Below are 17,702 nucleotides of genomic sequence, written 5' to 3' on the forward strand. Positions count from 1 at the left end.
AGTTAAAGACGTTGACGTGATTAATTAGTCACAGCAGCCGCAGCAGGTATTCGAGGGTGTAGAGCGCCAGCCCTGCAAGCCCGCCGATCAGCGAACCGTTGAAGCGGATGTATTGCAGGTCGCGGCCGATATTGATCTCGATCAGCGCAATCAGTTGTCCCATGTCCCACGACTTCACTTGATCCGAGATGAAGGTCGAGACGCCGCTCTTCTGTTCGGCGACGACCGTTCGCAGCACCGCCACGAGCCCCTGATTGATTTCGGTGCGCAGCTCAGTGTCGCCGGCCAGCGCCTCGCCTGCCGTCACGAACATGCGCACCAGATATTGCTCCAGCACCTGGGTCTCGCCGGAGGCGCTGCGCTCGAAGAATGCGCGCGCGTTCGCCCATATGTGGCGCGCGAGATCGGACAGTTCAGGCCGCGCCAGGAGATCGCGCTTCAGGCTCTGGATGCGTTCGGCGTAGGCCGGATCTGTGCCGAGCCGGTCGACAAAGGTCAGCACCATGCGATCGAACTCGCCGCGGAACGGATGTGCAGGATCGTTGCGGACTTCCTCGAAGAAGGCGGTGGCGGAGGCAACGATCTTGTTCACCAGAAACTTGTCGGCGCGATAGAGTTTCAACAACGTCGGCAATTCCGCGCGGATCTTTTCGCGGATCATCGCCATGGTTTCGGCCTGCGTCATCGTCTGATGCACGCCGCGCAGGAGATCATCGAGCAGACCTTGATGGCGTCCTTCCTTCACGAACGCGCGCAACGTTCCGGCGGCGAGCGGCGCGAGATCGATCGCCATCAGTTGCGCGGTGATGCGGCGGCTGACGAAGGTCATCAGCCCCGAGTTCTCGGTCGCCGCCACCGCCTCGGGCAACAGCCGCAGCGCAAAGCGCGCGAGATCCTCGCTGCGCTTGCGGTCGCGCAGCCAGTCGGCAATGAACGAGCCGAAATCGATCTGCCCCAGTTTTGCTTCGACCGGAGCAGATTCGAGGAAATGCAGCTCGATGAATTCGCCAAGCTTGTCGGCGATGCGGTGCTGGTTGCTCTGGATGATCGCGGTGTGCGGGATCGGCAGTCCCAGCGGCCTTTTGAACAAGGCGACCACGGCGTACCAATCGGCGAGACCGCCGATGGTGGCGGCCTCCGCAAACGCCGCGATGAAGCCGAAGACGGGATGCAGGGGCAGCAGTGCCCTCGCGCCAAGGAAAATTACAAACGTCGCCGCCAGCACCAGCGTCGCCAATAGCTTCACGCGCCGCAGTTCGGCGGCGCGTGCGGCGTCGACGGGAGCGTCGATGACGAAGGTGGCGGGAAGGGTCATGACGGCTTTCGGATGGACGACGACCCTCATCCTGAGGAGCGGCGTCTTCGCCGCGTCTCGAAGGATGCAGGCCCCATCGTGGCCTCATGGTTCGAGACGGCGCAAGGGCGCCTCCTCACCATGAAGGTCCAGACTGATGTATGAGGAGACCCGACAAAAAGAAGGCCCGCTAAGCGGGCCTTCGAAAATGCAGTTGTCAGGCGGATCGCGATCAGGCGGTCTTGGAGTAGACCTTGGCGAAGTTGTCCTGCGCGTTCTTGGCACCCTCGGTGACGAGCTTGCCGAGATATTCGGTGCTGGCCTTCGCCCGCGATACGAGCACTTCGCCACGCGCACGGACCAGGTCCGACTGGATCTGGGCGGCTTCGCTCAGCGACGTGGCCGACGCGAGCTTGTCGATGCCGGCGAAGAACGCTTCCGCGTCCTGGTAGAACGCCTGCTGGATGTTGCGGCTGATCTTGGCGGCCTCGGAAACCGAACCGGCAACGGCGGTCTCGATGGCAGCAGTAACCTTCTCGGAACCGGCATGCATGTCGGCGGCGCGAACCTTGGCGGTCTCGGCCTGCTTCTTCACGAACTCACGGGCAGCTTCCGGAACTTCCAGGTTCTGGAGCTTGGTGAACGCCTCGGTGACGGGCGCGAAGGCTTCCTTGGCGGTATTCAGCACGGAATTGGTTTCGGTGGTCATGGGGGTCTCTCCATCCTCAGGTTTGAGCTATGGGCTCACCCCGTCCGGATTGGCCCGGGGCACGAGTGTTGTGCCATAGTTAATGGTGCGGCGCAACATCAATGTTGCAGCGCGATATCACGAATTCGTGAAGAGCCTGATGGATAAGCGGTTCGCCCAGAGAACCGGCAAAAGTTCCACTTTAGGCTAATGCCGGAGCCGGCCCCATTTACTTTGCATGGGGTTGTTTTCGCGATTTTGTATCTGGCTAGTGCTGGACCGCCCCTGGCAACCCGTAGGCTTCCAACTGTGCCCGAACCTGCGCCACATTGTGTCCGAGCACGACGATGTCGTGCTTCTTGCCGTCGACGTCCCGGACGTGGTCCCGCAGCAGGGCCTCGGCCTTGAAGCCAAGGCTTTCGAACAGCGTGATCGCCGCCTGCTGATCGACCGTCATCTGCACCGACAGCTTTTCCAGGCCGGCGCCCAAGGCGAGCGCGAAGGTCTCCTGGGACAGCGCCCGGCCAACCCCGTGCCCACGGACGTCCAGCGACACCACCATCCGGATCTCGCCGACATGGGGCGACCACGAATGGGGATCGCGCACCAGCGTGCCGCAGCCGACCACCGTCCCGTTTTTCACCGCCAGCAGGCTGACGATGGCGCCGCGCTCGATCTCGTTGACCCAGGCCGACAGCACTTTGGGCTGGCTGATATTGCGCGGCAGGAACAGCAAATCATGCGTCGGAAGTTTTTGCGCGAACGCCAGCACGGCGGGCTCGTCGGCACGCGCCATCATGCGGAATTCGATGTCGCCGGCGTCGGTCTTGACGTGGCGCGGATAGGAACGTGTTTCGCTCATGTTGATCTCTTACCTAGCCAGGAGTCCAGTTTCGGCCACAGCCGCTTGATGGCATTGGCGCCGGCGACAAGGCTGACGTGACCGCCCTTCAGCATCACCTCTTCCTTGTCCGTCGAGCCGACCTTGGTGATCAGGTGTTTCGCCGCGTCGTAGGGCACGATGTGATCGTGCTCGGCGACCGCATGCAGGATCGGCACTTTGATCTTGGAAATATCCGCCGCCCGCCCGCCGACCGACATGGTGTCGTTGTAGAGCTTGTTGTCCCACATCAGGTCCTTGGTAATGGTGCGAAAGTATTCGCCGGCCAGCGGCAAGGTATCCGTGCCCCAGCGGTCCATCATCCGGTAAGCTTTGACATATTCGTCGTTCCAGATGTTCTCCCACAATTGCACCTGGCTGACGGTGCGCGAGGCCGGCCGCAGCATCTCGAACGAGGACAGGATCATTTCCGGCGGCACGTTGCCGACGCTGTCGACCAGCTTGTCGACATCGAAATAGCGGCGGTCCGAAAAATTCTGAAACAGCTTCATCTCGCGAAAATCGATCGGCGTGGTGAAACAGATCAAATTCTTCATCGGCCCGTCGTTGAAAATCGAGCCGTACAGCAGCGACAGCACGCCGCCGAAGCAATAGCCGATCACGGTGACGTCGTGCTCGCCGGAATCCTGCTGCACGCGGCGGACGCAATCGGGGATGAAGTCGAGGACGTAGTCCTCCATCCGCAGGGATTTTTCCTCCGGCTTCGGCGCGGTCCAGTCCAGCATGTAGACGTCGTAGCCGCTCTTTAAGAGAAACTCGATGAAGCTTTGGCCAGGCACCATGTCGAGGATGTAGCCGCGGTTGGTGGTGGCCATCACGATCAGGATCGGCACGCGATAGATTTCGTCCGCGATCGGCCGGTAGTGATAGAGGTTCATGGTGCCGCGGGCGGCCAGGATGTCCTTTGGCGTCGAGCCGAGCGACGGGCCGGACGAGGAAAAATATTCGACCCCCTTGATGCTGCGCTGGATCGCGCGCTGCACCTCGGACTGGACCCGCTCCGAGATCGAGGCGAAATCGACACCCGCGGGAGCGTTCATTTCTGCTCTCCCTCCGATGGCGGACGCTTGGTGCGCGGCGGTCGCGGCGTGCCATGGCCGCTCTCCGGCGACAGCGAGTTATGGTGCACCTGATGCAGCAGCGCCTTGATCTCGTTGAGCTGGCCCTCGATCGACTGCAGCCGCTCGGCCATGCCGACCATCTGCGCCCGGCTCGGCAGGTTCATCGCCAGCAGGTATTTCTCCATCAGCTCGCCGAGCTGCTTCTGCGCGCCCGCCGTCACGCCGCCGACCTGGTTCATCACCTTGGAGAATTCCGGCGACGTCATCGCCTGATTGGCGAAGGAGTTGAAGCCTTTCTCCATTTCCCCGATCATGGTCTGCCAGATCACGGCAGGATCGTTGCCTTTGTCGGCCATAGGCGCCCTCTCCCGAAAGGTTACGAGCGCTTGCCACGCTTCGCTTGTGTTGACCCCATACCACACCGTTGCGGCGGGGCGGTCAACCACTGCGAAGTCTTCTGCGGTGCGGGAAACCATGCCATAGTTACTCAAAGCTCAGGTCACCTAAGGGAAGACACACGCGATGCTCGCCCATCAGCCGCCACAGATTGCTCGCGCCAACGGCATCGACATTTGCTACGAGATTTTCGGCGATCCGGCCGCGGAACCGCTGGTGCTGATCATGGGGCTCGGCGCCCAGATGATCCATTGGGATGACGATTTCTGCCGCCAGCTCGCAGCGCGCGGCTTTCGTGTCGTCCGCTTCGACAACCGCGACATCGGCAAGTCCTCCCATCTTTCCGGCGGCAAGCGGCTGACGCCGTTCGAACTGCTGAAGCTGCGGTTCCTGAAGATTCCGGTCGCGGCAACCTATAAATTGATCGACATGGCCAAGGACACGGTCGGCCTGATGGATGTGCTCGGCATCAAGTCGGCACATCTGGTCGGCGCCTCGATGGGCGGCATGATTGCCCAGGAAATCGCGCTGTCGTTTCCGCAGCGGGTGCGTTCGCTGACCTCGATCATGTCGACGACGGGCAATCCCAAAATACCGCCGCCGACGCGCGAAGCCGCCGCAGTGCTGATGGCACCGCCGCCGCGAACGAAGGAGGAATATTTCGAGCGGTTCGCCAAGACCTGGAAAGTGCTGCGCGTCGGCTCGTTTCCTGAAGATGAGGCACTCGATCCTGCGCGCGCCGCGCGCACGTACGAGCGCGGCCTCAATCCAGCCGGTGTCGGCCGGCAGTTGCGGGCGGTGTTGGCTTCCGGCAGCCGCAAGGAACGGCTGGCTCAAGTGAAGGTGCCGACACTCGTCATTCACGGCACGGTCGATCCGCTGGTGCGTCCCGAAGGCGGCAAAGACACCGCAGCGTCGATTCCCGGCGCAAAGCTACTGATGATCGAAGGCATGGGCCACGCACTGCCGATCCCGATGTGGCCGCAGATTATCGGCGCGATCGACGAGCACGCGCATCGCGCGGCGGCGAAGGCGGCCTAACCTCTCTCGTCGTTCCTGCGAAAGCAGGAACCCATAGCCACAGGCCGCCGTGAGTTAAGCAAGGCGTCAACCACCGCGCTTCATCAGTCCTGCCGCGGCGTATGGGTCCCTGCTCCCGTGCGCAATTGCGCACTAGGCAGGGACGACGGCGAGAGTTATCACCACGCAACTTAACTCTTCGTGGCGATCCAGATGACGTGACGCGCACCGCCACCCCTTCCGGTGGCGCGGACGTTGACTTCGTTGACGTCGAAGTTTGCACCACGAAGACGCTTTGCGAACGCTGGATTGGGTCCGGACGACCAGACAGCCAGCACGCCGCCGGGCCGCAGCGCCGTCTGCGCCGCTTTCAATCCAGTTAAACTGTAGAGCGCATCATTGGCCTTGCGGGTCAGCCCTTCCGGCCCGTTATCGACGTCGAGGAGAACGGCATCGAAGGCTCCGCGATGCGACCGGATGATTTCGGCGACATCCCCCTCCCGAATGTTCACGCGGGGATCGCCGAGGCTGTCCCCAAAAATTTCCGCCATCGGGCCGCGTGCCCATGCAACGACAGCGGGGACCAGTTCGACTTGCACGATCTGCGCTTTGCTTCCGAACGCGCCAAGCGCCGCGCGCAACGTAAAGCCCATGCCTAATCCGCCGATCAGTACGCGGGGGTCTGTGACGTCAATCTTCTTTGCCGCAAGCGTGGCAAGCGCAGCCTCAGAACCTGACAGACGGCTGTTCATCAGCTCGTTGGTGCCGAGCATGATGGAGAACTCCTTGCCGCGGCGCATCAGGCGGAGTTCATCGTCGGTGCCGGGAATACGGGCGGTGTCGATCTTTTCCCAGGGAATCATCGATGGCTTTTAGCATGCTGTCTCAATGGTCGTCGTCCCTGCGTTCGCACGCGTTCGCGGGGACGACGGATAGGCGTTACCCGCCAGCCCACACATCAAGCACGTAGCGGTTCTTGGTGCCGAGATCGTCGATCCAGCGCAGCCCGGCGTCGGCGTCCGCACCTGACTTTTCGCGATAGATCGCAACCAGCGCGGCCTTGACGTCCGGCTCCATCTTGCCGCCGTCACCGCAGACATAGACGATTGCGCCCTGCTCGATCAGGCTCCAGACGCGGTCCTTCTGCGCCGCCACCTGATGCTGCACATAGGTCTTCGGCCCGTCGGCGCGAGAGAATGCGGTGTGCAGCTCGGCGATGCCGTCGGCGGCGAAGCCTTTCAGCTCTTGCGCATAGAGAAAATCCTGTTCGGGGTGCCGGCAGCCGAAGAACAGCATCGCGGGGCCAAGCTTCGCGCCTTGCGCCTTGCGATGTGCGCGTTCCTGCAGGAAGCCGCGGAAGGGTGCCAGCCCCGTGCCGGGGCCGATCATGATCACGGGTTGGGCCGCATCGTCCGGCAGGCGGAAGCCGGCCTTGGTCTCGCGTACCGTCGCATGCACGTTGTCGCCGACGCGGCGGCCGGCAAGATAGTTCGAGCAGACGCCCTTGTAGACGCCGCGGCCCGAGCTGGCGGGCGCTTCCACCACCCCGACGGTGACGCTGCAGCGCGCGGGATCGCCAGACGGCGACGACGAGATCGAATAGTAGCGCGGCGCCAGCAGCGACAGCATTTCCAGATAGGCGTGGAACGGCAATTCGCAGGCCGGATGCTCCTCCAGCAGATCGAATACCGATTTGCGCCGGGCCAGCACGTCCGAGCGGTAACGCTCCGCGGAAGCGTCATCGTCGCCGGTATAGGCGAGCAGTTTTGGCTTGGTGACGGGACAGCGCGTGTGTTCCGACATGATCTGGATCTGCTTGCGGGTCGCGACCTGCTGCAGCTCCACGAACTCGGTCAGCAAGCGGCCGACCGAGACGGCATCACCCACCGGCAATTGTGCGCGGCGGCCTTCCGCGACCTGCAGCCGGATCTGGTCGGCCGGCAGGAAGCCAAAGCGGCGCGCGACGGAATCGACCAGCGCCGGATCATTGCGCGGCACGACGCTGAGATGGTCGCCGACGCGGTAAGTAGTACCCGGCGGCAGTTGCACCTCGACATGGCGGGTCGACCGGTCGGAACCATTGGCGCCCGTCTTGTTCTGCAGCTCGGAATTGACCAGCACCTTCATCGGCGCGACGCCACCCTGCGCAACGAGTATGTTGACGGCGGACGGCGCCACCGGTTCGATCGAATAAAGCGGGGCGTCGTCGGCGCTGCGGGCGAAGCCGGAATCGACGCCCAGTTCCTTCATCGCCGCGGGCGCCGCCTTCGCGAACCATTTCTCGAACTGGCCGTCGAGATCGCTGCGGGCGTCGCCCTCGCCGCGGGCGTATAGGCTACGCGCGCCATGCGCCGCCAACTGTTCGTCGATCATGCGCGGCACGGATTGATAGGTCGCCGCCCAGTCGCTGTTGCCGCAGCCGAACACGGCGTAACGTACCTTGGCGAGCGCATCCTTCGGCAGCCCGCCGTCCAGCCATTTGACGAATTGCGTGGCGTTGTCGGGCGCCGCGCCATTGTACGAAGCGCAGAAGATCAGGAGCCCGCCCTCTTCCGGCAGCTTGCCGACATAATCGTCGAGCGCGCCGAGCCTGGTCGCGAAGCCGTTGACCTCGGCGAGATCGGCGACCCGCGTTGCCAGTTCTTCCGCGGTGCCGAGGTTAGAGCCGTAGAGCACCAATAGCGGCGTGTTGTGGCCCGGACGGGTCCGCGCCTGCGGCACCGCCGCGTTCGAAGCGGCTGCCGCCACCGCAGCAGGGCCGGCGAAGGCGCCGCGATCCTTGTCGGCGCGCGGCCGCACCTTGATCTTGAAGCCGTCGGGCTTGATCGTCAGCGTTTCCTTCAGGTGCATTTGGTAGCGGTGCACATCGAGCAGCTTGAAGCGCTGCAGGATCATGCCGATCGCCAGCGCCGCCTCGTGCATCGCAAAACCGCGGCCGATGCAGGCGCGCTGGCCGTTGCCGAAAGGCTTCCAGGCGTTGAGCGGCCGCTTGGCCTCGGCCTCGCGGCTGAAATTCTCGGGATCGAACGCGTCCGGGTTCGGACCCCAGACGCTGGGATCACGATGCAGCGCCATCACCAGCACCGTGACGAAGGTGTTCTTCTTCAGTCTGTACTTGCCGCCGATGGTCTCGTCCTGAAGCGGCGCGATGCCGTAGGCGGGCGCCGGCGGCCACAGCCGCAGCGCCTCCTTCAAAATCTGCGTGATGTAGGTGAGCTGCGTGACCTGCTGATAGGTCGGCCTTGCGTCGATATCGGGCCCGAGCACCCGGTCGACCTCTTCATACGCCTTCTTGAGCACTTCCGGATGCTTGAGCAGCGCATAGATCGTGCACGACAAGAGCCCGCTGGTGGTCTCGTGGCCCGCGATCAGGAATGTGTTGATCTGGTAACGGATGTTGACGTCGTCGAGCTGCTCGCCAGTGGTACGGTCGACACCGGTCATCATGGCGCCGAGCATGTCCTTCTTGGCATCAGTGGCTTCCGCATTGCTGCGGCGCTCGGCGATGATCTCGTCGACCATCCTGTTCATGAACATGACGTCTTCGGCCAGCGTCTTGCGCCGCTTCTGCATCCAAAGATTTTCCAGCGGCAGGCCGCGGGTCATCATGATGGTCTCGAGCGAGCGTACCAGCGATTCGACGAACGGGTGATAGTCGCGGCGGTAGAACGAATTGAAGCGGTAATCGAAGCCGCAGAGACCAATAGTGTCGAGCGTCAGCGCCGTCATGTCGTGGACGACGTCGATCTCCTCGTCGGCGTTGAGCCGCTCCCATTTCTTCACGAGCTGATCGGCAATGTCGACCATGCTCGGGTGATAGGATTGCATGGCGCGGTTGCCGAACGGCTGCAGCAGGATGTTGTGCGCCTTGCTCCAGTTCGGCTCTGACGTGTCGGCGGTGAACAAGCCGTCGCCGCCAACGGCGCGAACCCGTCGCAGCGAGCCGCGCACCGCCTTGTCGAAACGCTTCTCGTCCGAGAGTTCGTCGATGAGATCGTGGCCGCCAACAATAACGAGCGGCGCACCCATCATGTCCAGCCAGAAGATCGGCCCCAGTTCCTTGGTGAGTCGCACCAGATGCTGCACCGGCGCATTGGGATCCAGCGACAGCATATTGCCGACGACAGGCTTTTTCGGCGGATGCGGGATTGGACTAAGTTTATTGGGGGACGCCATTGTCGAAGTATCTCCTGCTCCGCTGCCGTCATCCCTGCATAACGGCTTCGCCGCTATTGCCGGAGGAGCGCGCCTCAGCGCGCGTCTCGAAGGATGCCCATTTGCACCACTACCTCTCATCCTTCGAGGCGCGCCGAACGCGGCGCGCCCCTCAGGATGACGTCTATCCGAATCGTCGCTTACGCCATTCGATCAGCTTGGCGCTGACCTCGTCCGGCTTTTCCTGCTGCGTCCAATGGCCGCTGTCGCGTACAAGATACTTCTCGAGATCCGGCACGAGCTTCTCCATTCCGTCCGCGGACGATGGCGGCAGTACCGCATCATTCTCGGCCATGATCATCAGCGACGGCACGTGCACCGTATGGTCGAGTCCTTCGGAGCGTCGCCAGTTGCGCGAAAAATTGCGGTACCAGTTGATGCCGCCGGTGAAGCCGGTCCTGGTGAAAGTATCGACGAAGACCTTCTTTTCCTCCGGCGACAGGATCGGCGTGCGCGGATCGTGCTTGGCATCGTAATTCGCGATCATCTGCGGAAACGCCAGATTGAGCCGCGGCGACGCGCCGACGCCGGCAATCGGCTGTTCCTCCGGCGTACCTTCGGGGCGCGCCACCGGCTTGCGCATGAACGCATCAAAGGTTTGCTCGACGCGGCTTGCGAAAATCCTGTCTGGCTCGCGGCCAGGGTCCTGAAATTGCACAATGTACATCTTGTCGCCGAACCGCTTTCGAAACAGCTCGATCGGGTCGGCCGGCAGGCGATCGTAATGCGGCGTGTTGACCCCGATCACGCCGGCGACGCGGTTGATGTGGCGCAGCGGCATCTGCCAGACGATGAAGCCGCCCCAGTCGTGGCCGACGAAGATCGCCTTGTCGATCTTGAGGTGATCGAGCAGCCCGACGAGGTCGCCGGTCAGATGCTCCATGTCGTAGGCCTCGACCGGCTCCGGTCGATCGGTCGCGCCATAGCCGCGCTGGTCCGGCGCGATTACCCGGATGCCGGCCTCGCTCAAGGCCTTGATCTGGTGACGCCAGGAAAACGCGAGCTCCGGCCAACCGTGGCAGAGAATGAGCGGCGGCGCGTCGGACTTGGGCCCCGCCTCGTAATAGCCCATGCGAATGCCGTTCACCTGGGCGAACTGCAGCGGTGGCATTTCAATCATCACCAGACCCCTATTCAGCCGCGCTGGTCATGCTCGGCGGCGGCGCGAACGCTGCCTCCAGCGCCTCAAACTCTACCGGCAGCATGTCGCACATGACCTGGACATGGGGAATGATGTTGGCGCCGGCGATGAAGCCGAAATCGAGCTTGGTCGCGGTAGCTCTGCACGGTAATGTTGAGCGCAATTCCGTGGGTCGAGATCGACACCGGGAAGATGTGCAGCAATTCCGCGCCCGCGGCATAAAGCGTCTGCCGCGGTCCGGGCACATTGGACACCGTGATGTTGGCCGATGGCGGCAACACGTTCGACAGGTCCGAGCGGCTGTAGAGCAGCGCCATAATCTGCACCAGAATCGGCGCTCCCAGCATTGAGACGTTCGAGACCTGCGGCATGAAGGCCCGCAGCGGATGCGACATCTCCTTCGATTTGGTGGATTGCGCGATGATCGCTTCCAGCCGTTCCTTCGGATCCTCGATATTGGTGGCGATCGAGCAGATCATGCCGAACACCTGGTTGTTGGCCTCGGTGTTGCCCTCCTCGCGCAGCGAGATCGGCACCGCCGCTGTCATCGACTTGGCCGGCAAGGCGCCGCGCTCCAAGAGATAGCGCCGCACCACGCCGGAGGAGAGCGCCAGCACCACGTCGTTGAGCTTGCCGCCGGATTGCTTGGCGACCGCCTTGGCCCGCGACAGCGAAATCGAGGTGCCGGCAAAACTGCGCTCGGACGAAATCGCCTTGTTCAAAATGGTCGGCGGCGAGACCATGCTGGCGATACTATCGCGCGACTTCGGATCGGAGATCTTGCCGACCACATCCGAGACGCTCTTGAGCATCGCCGGAATGCTGCCGGCGAACTTCACCGCGCTCTCGATCTGGAACATGGCGTTGTCGAACAGGATCGATCCGAGATCGCTCTTGCCCGAGCGCGGCAGATCAAGGCTCTTTGGTGTCGAGGAGCCATCGAACGGCTGGCGCCAGAGCTGCTGGTAGGAATCGATCAGGTTGGCGGCGATATCGCGCGGCTCGTTGCCGCCCTTCGCCTGCGGAACCGGTTTCTCGACCACGCGCGGCACGGGGGTGACGTCGTAGATCATGTTGGTCAGCGCAGCACCTGCACCGCCGTCGATGCAGGCGTGATGCATCTTGGAATAGAGCCCGATCTCGTTGTCCTTCATGCCCTCGAAGACATAGAACTCCCAGAGCGGCCGGGCGCGGTTGAGGAGCTTGGCATGCATCCAGCCGACGATTCGCTCGAGCGTGGCGCGGTCGTATGGCGCCGGAAGGCTGCCGCGGAAGATGTGACGATCGATGTCGAACTGGTCGTCCTCGACCCAGGACGGATGATCGATGTCGAGCGGCGCCTTTTCCAGGCGCGCTTTGAGGATCGGCGCAATGTGCAGCCGCGAGGCGATCATCGCCTTGAAATCCTCGAAGAAGTTGCCGTTGTAATTCTCGGGCAGGCGGAAGATCGCCATGCTGCCGACATGCATCGGCATCTCCGGCGTTTCCAGATACAGAAACGACGCGTCCATCGAAGACAGCTTCTTGGCGTCCGCCATGTTATTTTCCTCCCGCAGTAGAAAACGCGGCGCCTTGGCGGCGCTTCTGGCGTCTAGAATGTCTTTATTATTGGAGCATATCCGAAAACCTCTCACCATCCCGCATCAATTGCAGGGCGGGATCTTTCGGGGTCATGCCCTTAAGCTCAGGACGTTGGGCTCAGGATTGTGCATTTTCAGGGGGGCCGTAGGCAATGGCAAATGGTCCTGATCGGTCAAAATGCTTGAATTCGCCCTCGGGCTGCGCCAGCCGGTCGGCCACCGCCCATAATGCTGCGGGGTTGACGCCGAGTCCGATATGGCTGGCGAAGTGCACCTCGATGTTTTCGGCGGTCTCGGAGGGCCGCAACAGGCTCGTGTGCCAGTTCACGATGCCGTCGGTACGGGAATAGATCGAGGTTGCCGGCACCGGCAGGTCACCGGCGATCGCCTCCCGGATTTCCAGATTGTCGTCGACCGCCTCCCCCGACAGCGCCTCATAGAGTCGCGTGGCGTTGGTCGCGCGGATATCGTTGGCAAATGGACTGCCGAGCGTAATCACCGAGCGCACCATGTCCGGCATCTGCAATGCCAGATCGCGCGCATAGACGCCGCCGAGACTCCAGCCGACCAGACTGACCTTGCGGCCGGTCTCATCGTGAATGCGCCGCAGAAGGTCGCGCAATGCTCCGCGCTTGGAAGCGACGCCGCCGAAATTGCGGCCCATGCTCCACGCATGGGTATCGTAGCCGAGTTCTTTCAGATAGCGCCGCATCGGCGCCATCGACAGATCGCTGGCGAGAAAGCCTGGCAGCGCCAGCACCGGATGCCCGTCGCCCTTCGGCGCGCGCAACAATAGTGGCGACAACAGCAAGCTCGAATTCAGCTCGAACAATGCCCTCGCTTCGGCGAGCATCAGAAACAGGCTCGGCGGCCGCAGCCTTTGCTCGCCCATTGCTGCCTCGCCCTCCGCGACGGCCACTTACTTTTTGTCCTTCTGGCCCATGCCGCCGAGGCCGGCCATGGTCACGAACATATCCTGAAACCGCTCGGCGATCTTGGGATCGAACGTGAACCAGCTCTGGATCAGCGATTCCGGAGAAACCTTTTCGATATTGGCCATCACCTGCTGCTGCATCTTGTCCATCACGGCGGTCTGCATCGGCGAGACGTCGGGCAATCCGAAAAACTGTCTGGCTTCCAGCGGCGTGCAATCGATTTCGACGTTAACTTTCATGACCGCTCCTTTTGCTGGCTTGCTGCAGTATCGCCACGATGACCTCCGTCACGCAAGGACAAGACCGCTGCCTTATCCCCCTCAATCGTCCGATATGGTCAACCAAAACGTTCGACGGCAAAAGGCCTTGTATCGGCAAACGGGGTCTCGCCGGTCATCATTTCGGCCAGCAGGCGGCCGGTTGCAGGTCCGAGCGTCAGGCCGTGGTGCTGGTGGCCGAAATCGAACCATAGGCCGCCATGGCGGGGGGCCTTGCCGATGACCGGCAGCATATCGGGCAGACAGGGGCGCGCGCCCTTCCACGGCACGGCGTCGACCGGCGCCCCCAGCGGGAACAATTTATGCGCCCGCGGCAGCGCCCGCTCGACCTGAACCGGCGTGGGCGGCGCATCACGGTGGGCGAACTCGGCGCCCGTGGTGAGACGAATGCCGCGGTTCATGGGCGCCAGCAGATAGCCGAGATCGGTGTCCAGCACGGGGTGGTTCAAAACCGCATTGCCGCGCGGCTTGAGGTGCAAATGGTAACCACGCTTGACCTGAAGCGGGATCGAATAGCCGAGCGGCGCAAAAATCTGATCGGACCACGGTCCCATCGCCACCACGACCTCGCGCGCGGTGATCGTGCCTTCCAGCGTCGCCACCCGCCACCGACCGCCGGATTGTTCGAGCGTTCGTGCGTCACCGACAAGATATCGCCCGCCCTTGCGGCCGAACAGCGCTGAGTAGGCTTTGGCCAGGCCGCCGGGATCCGGCACAAATCCCGGCGCCGGAAAATGGATTGCACCGCTGAAATCGCCGGTTAGATGCGGCTCGCGGGCCATGATCGCCGCCCTGTCCAGGATTTCGCCCGCGACCCCATACTGCTTGGCACGCTCCAGCTCCCCCACCGCGCCTGCAAGCGTCGCCTCGGAGCGAAACAGCTTGATCCAGCCGCTCCGCCGCAGCAGATCCGGCACGCCTGCTTCCGCAATCAGCGCCTCATGCTCGATCAGGCTGCGCTGGATCAGCGGCAATTCCGCCATCGCGCTGTGCAGTGCACGCTCCGGCGACGAGGCGAGGAAATAGCGCACCAGCCACGGCAGGAAGGCTGGCAAATCCCTGAAATGGTAACGCACCTGCGGCGCGCGAAGCAACGCGTAACGCAGGATCTGACCCAGGTCCCGTGGAAACATGTAGGGAAAGACAGAGGCGCATTCTATCAATCCGCCATTGCCGTGACTGGTTTCTTCGCCGGCAACCTCGTGCCGGTCGATCAGAACCACGTTCCGGCCGCGCTTCTGCAGGTGCAAAGCGGCGCTCACACCGACCATGCCCGCACCCAGGACGAGCACGTCGGCCTTCAGTTCCGCCATCTGGCACTCCGAAAGTTCAATGTAACGTGCTTGCGCGCACGGCTTATGGTGAAACTAGTCAATACTGCACCGCCGCGCAAACCGGCACGCGGTGCGGGATAATGATGCTTGCGCGGTGGCTGGACTCTGGCAACATGGCTCGGCAATATCCGGCGTGACTTGCGGAAGTTGCTGATCAGAGTGGGGAAATCCAACAATGTCGGTACGTCAGAGTTTGCTTGCAGCGGCCACGGCTTCGATCCTCGCCCTGGCAATGGCGCCGGCATCGGCCCAGACCCTGCGCTACGCCAACCAAGGCGATCTCAAATCGCTCGACCCGTACACGCTTAACGAGAGCACCACCCATGCCCATCTCGGACATGTCTTCGAAGGCCTGGTGGCGCGCGACAGGGACCTGAAGATCATCCCGGCGCTAGCGGAAAGCTGGGAAATTCCGGAGCCGACCCGCTGGCGCTTCCATTTGCGCAAGGGTGTGAAATTCCAGAACGGCGACCCCTTCACTGCCGACGACGTGGTTTTCTCGGCGGATCGCGTTCGTAAAAAAGGCTCGAACCTGCAGACCCGCATTCCGACCGACGCCAAGGTCGTCAAGGTTGACGACTACACGGTGGACTTCGTTCTGACCTCGCCTAATCCCATTCTCAATTCGCAATGGGATACCTGGTACATCATGAGCAAGAAATGGGCCGAGGCGAACAATTCGGTCGACCCGACGCCCGCCGCGGCGACGACGCCGAGCTTTGCCTCGCTCAACGCCAACGGCACCGGCGCCTTCAGCGTCGAGAGCCATCAGCCCGGCGTCAAGACCGTGTACAAGGCCAATCCAAACTGGTGGCGCAAGCCAGAGCATAATCTCAAGGAAATCATCTTCACGCCGATCGGCTCGGACGCCACGCGCGTCGCCGCATTGCTGTCGGGCGAAGTCGACGTCATCGAGCCGGTTCCGATCCAGGATATTACGCGCGTTGATTCCAGCGCGAACGCCCAGGTGCTGAAGGGACCGGAACTTCGCACCATCTTCCTCGGCATGGATCAGGTGCGCGACGAACTGCTCTATTCCAACGTCAAGGGCAAGAACCCGTTCAAGGACATCAAGGTGCGCGAGGCCTTCTTCAAGGCCATCGACGTCGAACTGATCAAGACCCGCGTCATGCGTGGGCTGTCGACGCCCTCGGCGCTGATGATCGCGCCGCAACTTTTCAAGCTGTCCGGTGACTTCACCCGCCCGAAATTCGATCCCGACGGCGCCAAGAAACTTTTGGCCGAAGCCGGCTACCCTGACGGTTTCGAAGTCACGATGGACTGCCCGAATGATCGCTACGTCAACGACGCGGCGATCTGTCAGGCTGTCGTCGGCATGCTCGCCCGTATCGGCGTCAAGGTGACGCTCTTGGCCCAGCCCAAGGCGCAGTATTTCGCCAAGGTGCTGAAGCCCGGTGGCTACCAGACCTCCTTCTTCCTGCTCGGCTGGACACCCGGCACACTCGACTCCCATAACGTGCTGTTCGACATTATGGGTTGCCGCGACGACCCGAAATCGGCGCGCGGCGAAGCCAATCTGGGCGGCTACTGCAACAAGAAGCTCGACGAACTCACCGACAAGGTGCTGCAGGAATCCGACATGGCCAAGCGCGATCTTCTGATCAAGCAAGCGTACGAAATCGGCGCCAAGGACTTTGGATATATCCCGCTGCACCAGCAGGCGCTGGCGTGGGGCGTATCGAAGAAGGTGAAGCTGAGCCAGCGCGCCGACAACCAGGTCCTGCTGTACTGGGCGACCAAACAGGACTAGCCAGGCTGCAACACAGGTCCCGGCGGCTTGGCACTTCCGGGACTTTTCGCTTTCAGGCGACAGCGACGTCCGCCGCCGTACCGAAAGAGCAGTGAAAGGAATACATGCTCGCTTTCACTCTTCGCCGCGCTATTCAGGCCATCGGCGTCATGATCGCGGTCGGCGTCATCGCGTTCTCGATGTTCCGCTTCGCCGGCGACCCGGTCAACCAGATCGTCTCATTGGATACGCCTGCCGCCGAGCGCGAGGCGGTGCGCAAGTCGCTCGGCCTCGACGATCCCGTGCCGGTGCAGTTCGCCCGCTACTTCGCCAACGCCGCGCAATTCAAGTTCGGCGTCTCCTATCAATTCCGCCAGCCGGTTTCGAACCTGTTGATGGAGCGGATGCCAGCAACGCTGGAACTGGCCGCCTGCGCCACCGTTTTCGCCATGGTGTTCGGCATCCTGATGGGGGTCTATTCGGCGCTGCGGCGTGACACCATTCTCACGAAATTCTTCCAGGCGGTGTCGCTGATCGGAATCTCGCTGCCGACGTTCCTGATCGGTATACTCCTGATCTATCTGTTCTCGGTGACGCTGGGCTGGCTGCCTTCCTTCGGGCGCGGCGACGTGGTGCGGATCGGCTGGTGGACGACCGGACTGCTGACGGTTTCCGGGCTGAAGGCGCTGATCATGCCGTCGATCACGCTCGGCCTGTTCCAGATGACCCTGATCATGCGGCTGGTGCGCGCCGAAATGCTCGAAGTTCTCCGCACCGATTACATCCGCTTCGCTCGCGCCCGCGGCCTGACCACGCGCGCCATCCATTTCGGCCACGCGCTGAAGAACACGCTGGTTCCTGTCATCACCGTTGCAGGGCTGCAGTTTGGCTCGGTAATTGCTTTCGCCATCATTACCGAGACCGTCTTCCAGTGGCCGGGTATGGGATTGTTGTTCGTGCAGGCGGTGCAAAATGTCGATATCCCGATCATGGCCGCCTACCTGCTGATGGTCTCGCTGATCTTCGTCACCATCAATCTGGTGGTCGACATCCTCTACACCATCGTCGATCCGCGCCTGCGCTCGACCATCAGCCGTCCGGCCTGAAGC

General features: G+C 62.4%; 14 protein-coding genes and 1 pseudogene. 3 read left to right on the forward strand and 12 right to left on the reverse strand.

Annotated features, from left to right (window positions below; genetic code table 11):
• Window positions 1-28: 28 nt before the first annotated feature.
• The 5 genes from V1288_RS00790 to V1288_RS00810 all read right to left on the reverse strand — a co-directional run bounded on the left by V1288_RS00790 (window position 29) and on the right by V1288_RS00810 (window position 4,300).
• Entirely contained in the window at window positions 29-1,315 is a 1,287-nt protein-coding gene (locus V1288_RS00790) for a DUF445 domain-containing protein (RefSeq protein ID WP_334355266.1), read from the reverse strand.
• Window positions 1,316-1,526: 211 nt separating this feature from the next.
• Entirely contained in the window at window positions 1,527-2,003 is a 477-nt protein-coding gene (locus tag V1288_RS00795; RefSeq protein WP_334355267.1) for a phasin, read from the reverse strand.
• Between the two features lie 247 nt (window positions 2,004-2,250).
• Entirely contained in the window at window positions 2,251-2,844 is a 594-nt protein-coding gene (locus V1288_RS00800; protein ID WP_334355268.1) for a GNAT family N-acetyltransferase, read from the reverse strand.
• Complete coding sequence (locus tag V1288_RS00805) at window positions 2,841-3,923, reverse strand: alpha/beta fold hydrolase (RefSeq protein WP_334355269.1); 1,083 nt, start codon at window positions 3,921-3,923, stop codon at window positions 2,841-2,843. The genes V1288_RS00800 and V1288_RS00805 overlap by 4 nt, the downstream gene beginning before the upstream one ends.
• A complete protein-coding gene (locus tag V1288_RS00810) occupies window positions 3,920-4,300 on the reverse strand; it encodes a hypothetical protein (protein ID WP_334355270.1) in 381 nt (126 codons plus the stop codon). Before V1288_RS00810 ends, V1288_RS00805 begins: the two co-directional genes overlap by 4 nt.
• A 166-nt stretch (window positions 4,301-4,466) precedes the next feature.
• Between V1288_RS00810 and V1288_RS00815 the strand changes: the two genes are divergently transcribed.
• On the forward strand, window positions 4,467-5,381 hold the full coding sequence (locus tag V1288_RS00815; RefSeq protein WP_334355271.1) for an alpha/beta fold hydrolase: 915 nt from the start codon (window positions 4,467-4,469) through the stop codon (window positions 5,379-5,381).
• Window positions 5,382-5,551: 170 nt separating this feature from the next.
• Here the strand turns inward: V1288_RS00815 and V1288_RS00820 are convergent, their stop codons facing one another.
• The 7 genes and pseudogenes from V1288_RS00820 to V1288_RS00850 all read right to left on the reverse strand — a co-directional run bounded on the left by V1288_RS00820 (window position 5,552) and on the right by V1288_RS00850 (window position 14,822).
• On the reverse strand, window positions 5,552-6,223 hold the full coding sequence (locus V1288_RS00820; protein WP_334355272.1) for a spermidine synthase: 672 nt from the start codon (window positions 6,221-6,223) through the stop codon (window positions 5,552-5,554).
• Between the two features lie 76 nt (window positions 6,224-6,299).
• A complete protein-coding gene (locus V1288_RS00825) occupies window positions 6,300-9,536 on the reverse strand; it encodes a bifunctional cytochrome P450/NADPH--P450 reductase (protein WP_334355273.1) in 3,237 nt (1,078 codons plus the stop codon).
• Window positions 9,537-9,699: 163 nt separating this feature from the next.
• A complete protein-coding gene (locus V1288_RS00830) occupies window positions 9,700-10,695 on the reverse strand; it encodes an alpha/beta fold hydrolase (RefSeq protein WP_334355274.1) in 996 nt (331 codons plus the stop codon).
• A gap of 10 nt (window positions 10,696-10,705) precedes the next feature.
• A pseudogene (locus V1288_RS00835) lies at window positions 10,706-12,254 on the reverse strand (WS/DGAT/MGAT family O-acyltransferase).
• A 160-nt stretch (window positions 12,255-12,414) separates the two neighbouring features.
• On the reverse strand, window positions 12,415-13,188 hold the full coding sequence (locus V1288_RS00840; RefSeq protein WP_334361157.1) for an esterase/lipase family protein: 774 nt from the start codon (window positions 13,186-13,188) through the stop codon (window positions 12,415-12,417).
• A 27-nt stretch (window positions 13,189-13,215) separates the two neighbouring features.
• Window positions 13,216-13,470, reverse strand: coding sequence for a DUF6489 family protein (locus V1288_RS00845; RefSeq protein ID WP_247830213.1), 255 nt, complete (start codon window positions 13,468-13,470; stop codon window positions 13,216-13,218).
• Between the two features lie 98 nt (window positions 13,471-13,568).
• The gene (locus tag V1288_RS00850; protein WP_334355275.1) at window positions 13,569-14,822 is read right to left on the reverse strand and encodes an NAD(P)/FAD-dependent oxidoreductase; all 1,254 of its coding nucleotides are present in this window, start codon (window positions 14,820-14,822) and stop codon (window positions 13,569-13,571) included.
• Between the two features lie 196 nt (window positions 14,823-15,018).
• Here V1288_RS00850 and V1288_RS00855 point away from each other — a divergent pair, with 196 nt between their 5' ends.
• Together V1288_RS00855 and V1288_RS00860 are read left to right on the forward strand one after the other, a co-directional pair.
• Window positions 15,019-16,614 carry an ABC transporter substrate-binding protein gene (locus tag V1288_RS00855; protein ID WP_334355276.1) on the forward strand — a complete coding sequence of 532 codons (1,596 nt, stop codon included), beginning with the start codon at window positions 15,019-15,021 and terminating at the stop codon, window positions 16,612-16,614.
• Window positions 16,615-16,718: 104 nt separating this feature from the next.
• Window positions 16,719-17,699, forward strand: a complete 981-nt coding sequence (locus tag V1288_RS00860; protein ID WP_334355277.1) for an ABC transporter permease — start codon at window positions 16,719-16,721, stop codon at window positions 17,697-17,699.
• Window positions 17,700-17,702: the final 3 nt, after the last annotated feature.

Origin of the sequence: Bradyrhizobium sp. AZCC 2176 (assembly GCF_036924645.1) — a bacterium.
Lineage (GTDB): Bacteria > Pseudomonadota > Alphaproteobacteria > Rhizobiales > Xanthobacteraceae > Bradyrhizobium.